The sequence below is a fragment of the Deltaproteobacteria bacterium genome (assembly GCA_020845775.1).
In the GTDB taxonomy this organism is placed as follows: domain Bacteria; phylum Bdellovibrionota_C; class UBA2361; order SZUA-149; family JADLFC01; genus JADLFC01.
The window spans coordinates 1-9,844 of sequence record JADLFC010000072.1 but is presented as its reverse complement, the minus strand read 5'-3'; the positions used below and the strand labels follow the sequence as shown (position 1 = coordinate 9,844).

At 42.9% G+C, this 9,844-nt stretch carries 10 protein-coding genes; all 10 read left to right on the top strand.

All coding sequences use genetic code 11. The features are described 5' to 3' along the window. The coding region (locus IT291_04745) for a hypothetical protein (GenBank protein ID MCC6220534.1) at nucleotides 1-870 on the top strand (870 nt) is incomplete at its 5' end. Between the two features lie 126 nt (nucleotides 871-996). Beyond that, complete coding sequence (locus IT291_04740; GenBank protein MCC6220533.1) at nucleotides 997-1,545, top strand: 3'-5' exonuclease; 549 nt, start codon at nucleotides 997-999, stop codon at nucleotides 1,543-1,545. A 21-nt stretch (nucleotides 1,546-1,566) separates the two neighbouring features. Then, nucleotides 1,567-4,152, top strand: a complete 2,586-nt coding sequence (gene cas3 / locus IT291_04735) for a CRISPR-associated helicase Cas3' (GenBank protein ID MCC6220532.1) — start codon at nucleotides 1,567-1,569, stop codon at nucleotides 4,150-4,152. A gap of 11 nt (nucleotides 4,153-4,163) precedes the next feature. Further along, entirely contained in the window at nucleotides 4,164-5,693 is a 1,530-nt protein-coding gene (gene casA, locus IT291_04730) for a type I-E CRISPR-associated protein Cse1/CasA (GenBank protein MCC6220531.1), read from the top strand. A gap of 1 nt (nucleotide 5,694) precedes the next feature. Continuing rightward, nucleotides 5,695-6,249: a type I-E CRISPR-associated protein Cse2/CasB gene (casB, locus tag IT291_04725; GenBank protein ID MCC6220530.1), complete on the top strand. Its 555-nt coding sequence runs from the start codon at nucleotides 5,695-5,697 to the stop codon at nucleotides 6,247-6,249. After that, the gene (cas6e, locus tag IT291_04720) at nucleotides 6,246-6,854 is read left to right on the top strand and encodes a type I-E CRISPR-associated protein Cas6/Cse3/CasE (protein ID MCC6220529.1); all 609 of its coding nucleotides are present in this window, start codon (nucleotides 6,246-6,248) and stop codon (nucleotides 6,852-6,854) included. Before casB ends, cas6e begins: the two co-directional genes overlap by 4 nt. 22 nt (nucleotides 6,855-6,876) lie before the next feature. Further along, a complete protein-coding gene (gene cas7e / locus IT291_04715; protein ID MCC6220528.1) occupies nucleotides 6,877-7,911 on the top strand; it encodes a type I-E CRISPR-associated protein Cas7/Cse4/CasC in 1,035 nt (344 codons plus the stop codon). A 10-nt stretch (nucleotides 7,912-7,921) separates the two neighbouring features. After that, the gene (gene cas5e, locus IT291_04710; protein ID MCC6220527.1) at nucleotides 7,922-8,623 is read left to right on the top strand and encodes a type I-E CRISPR-associated protein Cas5/CasD; all 702 of its coding nucleotides are present in this window, start codon (nucleotides 7,922-7,924) and stop codon (nucleotides 8,621-8,623) included. Beyond that, the gene (gene cas1e, locus IT291_04705; protein MCC6220526.1) at nucleotides 8,623-9,498 is read left to right on the top strand and encodes a type I-E CRISPR-associated endonuclease Cas1; all 876 of its coding nucleotides are present in this window, start codon (nucleotides 8,623-8,625) and stop codon (nucleotides 9,496-9,498) included. Before cas5e ends, cas1e begins: the two co-directional genes overlap by 1 nt. Beyond that, a complete protein-coding gene (gene cas2e / locus IT291_04700; GenBank protein ID MCC6220525.1) occupies nucleotides 9,476-9,763 on the top strand; it encodes a type I-E CRISPR-associated endoribonuclease Cas2 in 288 nt (95 codons plus the stop codon). Before cas1e ends, cas2e begins: the two co-directional genes overlap by 23 nt. Nucleotides 9,764-9,844 lie beyond the last annotated feature (81 nt).

The following is a 9,844-nucleotide window of genomic DNA, read 5'->3' as shown; positions in this document are numbered from 1 at the left end:
GGATTTCTTGAAAGTGATACCGTTGCTCACTGTGGCGGCTCACTAGCTGGAGAATTTGTTTATAGCTTAACTTTAGTAGACATCGCTACGCTCTGGACCGAAACTAGAGCTGTTTTTGGAAAAGGCTCTACTAACATAGTTAACGCCATAGAAGACATAGAACGGCGACTGCCTTTTATGATTCTTGGGTACGACTCCGATAATGGAACAGAAGTGCTAAATCAGCATGTTTTGCGGTATTTTCGCGATGAAAGAACAGAACGAGGATTGCCAGTAGTTCAGGTTACTAGAGCACGTGAATATCACAAAAATGACAACGCTCATGTCGAGCAGCGAAACGATTCTGTGCCGCGAAAATACCTAGGTTATGAAAGACTGGATTTTGCAGAGGTGCTGCCATTGATTAACCATTACTACATCGATGTAGTTTGTCCTCTAATAAATCACTTCTTTCCAACCTTTAAGCTAAAAGGAAAGCAGATCATAAAAGCAAGGAAAAAACGCTTTTATGATGCGCCCGTAACTCCCTATGCTCGAGTCATGGCCTCTTGCCACGTAAGCGAGGATAGAAAATTTCAACTAAAACAAATTCATGACAACCTAAATCCCATTACGCTTACAAAACTCGAATTCAAATTGCGCCACCAGATTGACAGAGCTCTTAAGTTACTGCGACAGGGCAAGAATGTAAGCAACCTGATAATAGCTCCTAGTGACGCCCCGCCCTCCGTAGTTACCCACAAGCCCCTCCGACGAGCTATAAATGGCCCATTCTCGGGGCATGTGGATAACTACTCCCAACCAGATTTAAGTGACAACCATAGCAAATCACAGCATAATACCTTCAGTGACATGAATTATGAGCCATAAGGCGTATTCTCCGTCAGTATCAATAAAGTGGCCCTGCACCAATATTTTTTTATTGAACAACCTTAATAGGAGTAGCATATATATTGGGTGATTTTGTTGTTTTTTAGTAAATAGGATGGGAAATTGTTGCTAAGTCAAATATCGACGTGCACAGTTATCGATTTTGAAACTACCGGACTGTTCCCTGAAGAAGGTGACAGGGTCGTTGAAATTGCGGCAGTCGCAATTGCAGATTGGAATATTGTGGATTCGTTCCATTCAATAGTTCGACCAGCAAGTATTGAAGTTAAATTTCGATCACCTGTTAATGATATAAATGAGTCGACACTGCTTGATGCTCCAGACTCCTACACTGCATTTAGTATGTTAAAGAGATTCATCGGCAATCAAACTCTGGTTGCGCATAATGCCGCATTTGATGCGGCGTTTTTGCGAACAGAAGCAAAATTTAACAACCTAGATTTTGCCAATAATTTTTATTGCACATTGCAACTTGCCAGAAAATATTTACCTAATCAGCCAAGCTACAGCTTAAGTGCTTTGACACATCAACTTAATATTGAAACGGATGGAAAGCTACACCGCGCACTTGCTGATGCTAATGCAACTGCAAAATTGCTAATATGGCTGAATGAATTGGACAAAAAAAAGGCTAAACCATTTAATTTCTATTAGTGCTCTCAAGGATTAGTCACTATGTGGGGAAGAACAACATCAGCAGGAAAAACTTCGATTCCACATGTTCACTTTAAGAATTGTCCGGCAAAAACCTACTTAACCCCGGATGGCCAGATTGTTCCTGGACGAAATGTTTATGAGCACTGTTTGATAGTGGGTAGAGTAGCGGAAGAATTGCTATGTCGCTTTGATTGGAAACGAGGGAAACTACTCCTTCCCAAGGAAGCTGCCCTTGTTGCAGCAGTTCACGATATCGGAAAAGTTAGCCCATGTTTTTATGAGAAAATTCGTCGCTCTCTTTCGGATCCGAATTCTCTTCCAGCTACTATTGCTGCCCTTGATCCAAAAATTGAGCGAAACTGGGATGGGCACGCGGGCTGTTCACATATTGCAGCGAAGGCACTCAGTGTTCCAAATTTTATTCCTGAAATCCTAGGCAATCATCATGGCTTTTCTCCCGCGATCCAGGGATATCATGCCAATGATGAAGTGTTTGGGGGCAGCATCTGGCAAGAGGAACGTAAACGCTTGGTTCTGGCATTACAAAACGAATTAGGCAATTCTTGGCCGGAGATAGATTCATATGCCCTTGCTCGTGTAATTGGTGGACTTACCACGGTAGCTGATTGGATCGGTTCCGGAGAATTTTTTGAAGATCCATCCAGGTCTTGGACTGAAAAAATCGAACAAGCTGTTGATTCTGCTGGATTTGTCCAATTTAACATTCGCGAAAATCTAGGCTTTGAAGAAGTCTTTGGTTTTAAACCAAATAGAATTCAATCTCTATTTACTGATCAAGTTGTTAGGCCAGGAGTGTATGTTTTAGAAGCCCCGATGGGCAAAGGGAAAACAGAAGCTGCTCTATATGCTGCCTATTTATTGCTTGCTCAGTCGTACGCTAGTGGAATCTATTTCGCGCTACCTACACAGCTGACCTCGAATAAAATTCTAGAACGTTTCAATAAGTTTCTAGAACGCATCCTAAGCCTTGACTGTCCACACAGAGCGTTACTAGTTCATAGTGAAGCTTGGTTATATCAAACAGTGTACGGCGAAGATGGGCAACCAGGAGGATCGTGGTTTAACCAATCTAAACGCGGCTTACTCGCACCGTTCGGGGTTGGGACAATTGATCAAGCACTCATGTCTTGCATGAATGTCAAGCATGGATTTGTGCGCACTTTTGGATTGGCGGGAAAAATTGTAATACTCGATGAAGTGCATACCTACGATTCCTACACTGGAACAATCTTAGATGCATTAGTTGAACAGTTAACATGTATAGGATGCACTGTTATAATTTTAAGTGCGACCTTAAGTAAGGATCGCAAAGAAAAGTTATTACAACACTCAGTAAATTGTGATGACTACCCGTTAATATCCTCGATATCTACGGGACTAGAGTTCGCGGAGACTAGTATTGACGTTTGCGAAACGCAGAAATATGACCTTCGTTTATTTGCCGACGAAACAACGGTTGTCGAAATAGTATTAGAGCGCGCTGAGAGAGGCGACCAAGTGCTGTGGATTGAAAACACGGTTACCGATAGTCAAGATAAATTTCTAGAAATGGCTGCAAGAGCGGCAGAAATTGGGGTCGAATGTGGGCTTTTACATTCACGGTTTACGAGAATTGATCGCGCTAAGATAGAGGAACGCTGGGTTGGTCTGTACAGTAAGGGGGCCTGGGAGGAGCGTGTAAAGAGAGGGCGAATTTTAGTGGGCACCCAAGTATTAGAGCAGTCGCTAGATATTGATGCTGACTATCTAGTCTCTCGTTTTGCTCCTAGCGATTTGTTATTGCAAAGAATTGGAAGGCTTTGGCGACATATCGACACTCCTCGCCCAAGTGACGCAACGCCGACAGTTGCACTACTTGCGCCGGAGTTGGAGTCAGCAATTGCTAATCCGCAAAACCACTTTGGAAAGTCTGCTAGGGTTTATTCCGCTTACGTCCTTTGTCGCAGTTTGGAGGTCTTTTCCGCACTCTCCTCGATTCGCATACCCGCCGATCTGCGAAGTATTATTGAGAACACGTACAGAGAACGCAAAGAGGTCGACTTTATGGCTCGATGGCTATACGAGCTTCACGAGGGTAGTAGATTTAGAGAAGGCATTGCATCCCTAACCAAGTTAGCGGAAATTACTCTGGCTGAATCAGGAAAAACACTACCTGAAAGCAAGGCTCAAACAAGATACGGCACTACAGAAAGTACAGATGTCTTGCTACTTCGTAACCTTCGACTTCAACCACAACGCAAGTCTACCCAACTTGTCCTACTTGATGGTGCCGAGTTAGAGTTGCCTTGGAGTCGTAGTCGATTAAGTGCTAAACTTTGGCGCGAGCTTAGTATTCGGCTGATGTCACATATTGTTTCTGTTCCAAGCCAATTTGCACCAGCCAAAAGTCCAATGGATACTCTCAAAAAAGCTGGTTTGCACAATTGCTTCTATCTCGGGAATTCAGCAATGGATGAAGCGGTTCTTAGAGTTGCGTTAGTATCGGATAGTGGACGATTAAGTACATATCAAATGCAAAAATCCAACTTAGATTTCTCTCTGGAATATCGTGGTGACTTGGGGTATCGTAATCTCTCATTTTAAGGAGGCGTGACTTGGAGAATCGCTATAACTTAATCGATGAACCCTGGATTCCTGTAGCTGACGTAGGAAAAGTAAGCTTATCGGATATATTTTCAGCGCGCTATCGGGCCTTGGGCGGAAATCCAGTGGAGAAAATTGCGGTCTTAAATCTTCTACTTGCAATCGCCCAAGCAGCCTATACACCAAGAGATAATGAAGATTGGGAGTCGTTGGGCGAACAGGGACTAAGTGAAAAATGTCTTGAATATTTAGAACGGTGGCGAGAGCGATTTTTCTTATACGGGGATAAGCCATTTTTGCAGATGCCAGCAATTGCTACTGCCAGAACTCAACCATACGGAGGGGTTATCCCGTTTATTTCAAGCGGCAATACTACCGTTTTAAATCAATCTAATGTTGAAAAAACATTAGAGGATGCTGAAAAAGCGCTTGTTTTGATTACGCTGATGAATTTTTCGCTAGGAGGCAAAAAACCCGACAATTATATTGTGTTGTCTGATAGTTATCATGGAAAGACTAATGATAAAGAAAAACCCGCAACAGCCAAGCCAGGGCCAAGTGTAGGGTCTAAGGGGTTGTTACATTCATTTATTATTGGTTCTAGTATCTCTCAAACCGTTTGGCTTAACACTTTTACAGAAGTAGAACTTAAAGAGGTATTACATCAGTTTCCCTCAGGCCTTGGTACGCCTCCCTGGCAAGTAATGCCTAGGAGTGAAAACTGTCCTATTGCGCAGTCTTTAAGTGAATCGCTTTGTGGTAGACTTGTTGGTTTGTCTAGATTTTGTTTATTAAAGGATAACTCGCTGCATTTGTCAGAAGGCATACCGAGTCGGAGCTATGAGGAAGGCGTAGTTGATCCTAGCGTTGCAATGAATACGGAAGGGAAAGAGATAAGGGTGGTTTGGGCAAATCCGGATAAGCGACCATGGCGAGAACTATCGACATTGCTATCTTTTTTTCAGCACGGAGGGGGCGGAGAATATCGTTGTTTGAGACTAGCTTGTCATGTCGAACGAACGGCGCGGATTTTGCCCCAATTTTCAATTTTATCAGGCGGGTTGCAAGTTAGTCGTCATGCCACCGGCGAGCAATACGTTACGGGGACCAATGATTATGTCGAATCACTTGTTCGACTGGATAGTTCACAGCTAGGAGCAATATGGTTCGCGCAACTCAGGTTAGAGATGCATTTAATGGAGAAAATAGAAAAGATGTTATATTCCTCTGTGTTACGGTATGTGTATGTGAGTAAAAATGGCAGTAAAAACAAAAAGATCCCTAAGATCGCTAAAAAGATCGCTGGCGGCGCAACTAGCGAATTCTGGCAACTTTGCGAAAGAAATTTCCAATCGCTGGTAGGTAGTTGCGATGCTAACGAAGAGGCGCGCCTAGCGCGCTATGCCTGTCGTAAAAAGTTCGCCGATTATGCAAGATCTGTTTATAACCAACACTGTCCAAAGGAAACAGCGAGGCAAATGCAAAGCTGGGCTAAGAACATGCCAAAGTTTGGGTGGTACTTAAAGCAGGAAGCTTCTTAGTATGGAAGAGAGAGTAAAATCCGATTTCAATGAAAGATTTGTTTTAGCCACGATTGCACTTTGCAAGAAGAGCAAAGCTATAGCTGCAAAGCTTCGAAGAGCAGATAACCCGAATACTGAATATCAAAGTTGGGAGTTTCTGGGATCTTTTGGAGTTGATTTAGACACGGACTACAAAAGATTGCCTTTTACAACAATAGCCGCTGCAATAGCGAAAGCCAAGATCGAGGAGAATGGCACATTGCGTCTCGGTGATGCAATAGTAAGAAGCTACGAAAATGGCAAAGATGGTAAAAATGGCAAAGACAGTGAACAAGCTCAGGCGAAATTGCGTCGGCTCTTGGCTTGTAGCGAAACTCCAGAATTATGTCGGGTATTACGCACCTTGCTTGCCCTAGTCAGCTCTCGCGGATTTGGCAATCTAGATTATATCCGTCTCTTGAGACAAATCAGAGAATTCCACTTTGATTCAAAAAAAATTCAAAGCCAATGGGCGCAAGAATTTTATCATAGTATTGATAATCAGGGACAGCTATCAGGGGAAACTCAATTATGATTGCTAGCATTCTTTCGCTGGATCGGAGTGCTATTAAGAAGTTTCGTATTAGTGATCCCTATTCTTTACATAGAGTAGTGTATAGCCTTTTTTTACGTGAGCAGGATGGGCGTGTGCTTTATGTAGATCAGGGTGGCAACTCCTTAGGTCGCAAAATTTTAATTTTATCGACGGATTATCCAAAAAAAGAAGGCGCCACGAGCGAGCTACACGTTGATAGTAGGGTAGTTCCTGATGGGTTTTTGAATTACCAACTCTATCGCTTTAAAATTACCCTTAATCCTAGTAAGCGGAATCGTGCCACTGGTAAGCGACAGGCCATTGTTGGCCATAAAGAGTTGATCTCTTGGTTTTGTTTTAAGTCTGAGAGCCAGTGGGGCTTTGTCACACCAGAAAAAAATCTTCAAATAGACAAAATAGAAGTACTTTCTTTTGAGGCAAAGGATGGGAGAAAAATAACGTTGAATCAAGTAACATTTAGCGGTGTGCTTTTTCCTCGTGACGCAGAAAGGTTTAATAGGAGCTTTGTTGCGGGAATTGGAAGCGCTAAGGCCTTTGGATGTGGTTTATTACAAATTACACCAGTAATCGATAATATTTTCTAATTTACAAAAAGGAGATTTATTTGTGAACGCTAAGGAAAAATTGCCAATAATTGAATATCATATTCTACAGTCGTTTCCAGTTACGTGTCTAAATAGAGACGATGTCGGTGCTCCGAAGACGGCAATTATCGGAGGGTATACCCGAGCAAGGGTTAGTTCTCAATGTTGGAAAAGAAGTGTTCGACTTGCTCTGCGTAACAGTGGTGCGCGTATGGGAATTAGAACAAAGAAGGTTGAGACCTTGTTCCACGATGAATGCATTAAGCTAGGAGCCTCCGAAGAGCAGGCGAAGAGGTGTAGTGAACTGATGGCAAAAGAACTTGTGGATGACACCTTACTTTTTATTAGTAGTTCGGAGGCTACTCGATTCGCTGAGTTTGCGAAAGAGAAGTTGTTCGATGCTAAACAGCTTGAAGGTAAGGAAATAATAAAAGTTGGAAAAAAGGCAGTAGCGCCAGCTATAGACGCTCTCGATATCGCATTGTTTGGTCGTATGGTAGCAAAGGCAGCAGACATGAATGTCGAAGCTGCAGCGTCATTTTCTCACGCTATTTCAACACATAAGATTTCAAACGACATAGATTTTTTTACAGCCCTAGATGATCTTCAAGAAGAGCCAGGATCTGCGCACATGGGTAGTTTGGAGTTTAATTCCGCAACCTATTATCGCTATGTAAGCCTAGATTTAGAACAGCTAAAAGATACGCTAGGAAAAGAGGGATTAAAAGAGGCTGTGCGCCAGTTTAGTGAGGCTTTGTTTATAGCTATACCCCAAGCTAGACAAACCACTCAATCGGGTGCAAGTCCCTGGGAGTATGCAAATGTAACCGTAAGAAAAGGGCAGAGACTTCAAGTTCCTTTTGAGACTGCTGTGAAGCGTGGGGAAGGTGGCTATCTAGCCGCAAGCATTGCTGCGCTCAAGGACTACTTAACAAAGAAAAAAAAGCTCTGCGGAAGTCTTTATGGGGAGCTTGCATGCTTTGAGTGGGGGGAGGATGAAAACTATTCAATCGACAAATTGATCAGCGAGGTCCAAGAGTCGTTAGGTCTAAGCTAGAAAAGTGTTTATGGGTAAATCATTTTTACTTCTCTGGCTAGAAGCCCCGCTACAGTCGTGGGGCCATGATTCGAAGTTTGGGCGTAGAGATACTTTGGATTTTCCGACAAAATCTGGAGTGCTGGGACTGCTATGCAGTGCTAGGGGAGCAGGTGGTCCAGAACGTGAATGGTTAGCTCAATGGTCGGCCTTTGACATGAGAGTATTGGCTTTTCGCCCAGAAAAACAGGCGAGGCTACCACTTTTACGCGATTTCCATATGGTGGGTAGCGGCTATGACTTGGATGATTTGTGGCAGAATTTGCTGATACCTAAAACGTCAGAGGGGAAAAGAGCGGTTGGAGGGGGATCGAAACTTACTTATCGCTACTATATCCAGGATATGGCCTTTGCTGTGATTTTTGAAGCAAATAGTGATCCAGTCAATGATGCTGTCACCGCGCTTAGGAATCCACATTGGGATCTGTTTCTCGGTAGAAAAACTTGTGTGCCGACTGAACTAATTTTCCGAGGTGTTTTTGATTCTTTTGACGAATGTGAAAGGAGCGCCCTTAACCTTGCTCAGGAGAAAAACCGCAAGTTAGAGTTTAGCGTCGTAGAAGGTGTTAATGAGGGAGAGGTTGTTACCTTAAACGATGTTCCAGTTCAATTCGGAGTAGACAAGAAGTATCGCGATCGACGGGTTACGGTAAAAAGACATATTTTTGAATAGTGGCTAGCGGTAAAAGACTGTTTGTTAAAGTTACGCGTGATTCCTTACCACAAGTTAAGGATAAGTACCCTTTTCTTTATCTTGAACGCGGGCGATTAGAAATTGACGATAGTAGTATCCGCTGGGTCGATTGTGACGCAAATGTCGTGCCGATTCCAGTTGCGACTATTAATTCGATTCTGCTTGGTCCTGGTTCCACTGTTACCCACGATGCTGTCAAGACAGCAGTTGCAGCTAATTGCAGTATCTCATGGGTTGGAGAGGATTCACTTCTATTCTACGCCGCTGGTTTTCTTGCAACAGCGAGTACCAAAAATTTACAAAAACAGATTAACTTGTCTTGTAACCCTAAAAAATCTTTGGACGTCGCAAGAAGTATGTTTGAGCTTAGATTCCCAAAGGAGGATCTAAAAGGAAAGACCCTAAAAGAAATAATGGGAATGGAGGGTAATAGGGTACGTGAGCTTTACGCAGCAAAAGCCAATGAATACATGGTAGGATGGAAGGGGCGCAAATATGTCCCGGGAAACTTTGAACTTAGTGATGTAACCAATCAAGTATTAACCTCATCAAACGCCGCGCTTTACGGTGTTCTCTGTGCTGCCGTTCACAGTATGGGTTACTCTCCCCACATCGGCTTTATACACCGTGGTAGTCCTCTTCCTTTTATTTACGATCTTGCAGATCTATATAAAGAGTATCTCTGCATCGATTTAGCGTTCTCTTTAACAAAAGAAATGGCGGGGCGCTACGACAAATCTATAGTTTCGTCTAGGTTTAGAGAGCGTTTGCTTGAATTTGATTTGTTAAAAATCCTTGCTCGTGATATTTCGAAGCTCATGGGTGATCATAATGTTGGTGGTGATAGCAAATAATTTACCTCCGGCAGTTAGGGGGCGAATGAAACTGTGGTTTGTGGAACCTAAACCAAATGTATTTGTCTCTGGAATAAAAGATTCAGTGGCTCAGAATGTTATGAATTATCTTTATGAGCATTGTTCCCAAGATTCTGGTATAGTTTTATTTAGATCTATTAGACGTCCACCTGGGTATGAGGTGCATACAATTGGACCTACTACGAAACAGTTGGTTCAGATTGGAGGTTTGCAGTTGGTTATTGAGTGTCTTGGTCAAGAGTAGCTTGAAGCACACTATCTTGTGGATAAATGCAATTTGCATCTGAAGATGTTGTTATCTTCCCCACGTATGTGGGGGTGTTTC

Excerpts from the sequence above, each read along its gene's own strand:
- cas2e (MCC6220525.1), top strand. The coding sequence starts at position 9,476 with ATGTTGGTGGTGATAGCAAATAATTTACCTCCGGCAGTTAGGGGGCGA.
- casB (MCC6220530.1), top strand. The coding sequence starts at position 5,695 with ATGGAAGAGAGAGTAAAATCCGATTTCAATGAAAGATTTGTTTTAGCC.
- cas3 (MCC6220532.1), top strand. The coding sequence starts at position 1,567 with ATGTGGGGAAGAACAACATCAGCAGGAAAAACTTCGATTCCACATGTT.
- cas6e (MCC6220529.1), top strand. The coding sequence starts at position 6,246 with ATGATTGCTAGCATTCTTTCGCTGGATCGGAGTGCTATTAAGAAGTTT.
- cas5e (MCC6220527.1), top strand. The coding sequence starts at position 7,922 with ATGGGTAAATCATTTTTACTTCTCTGGCTAGAAGCCCCGCTACAGTCG.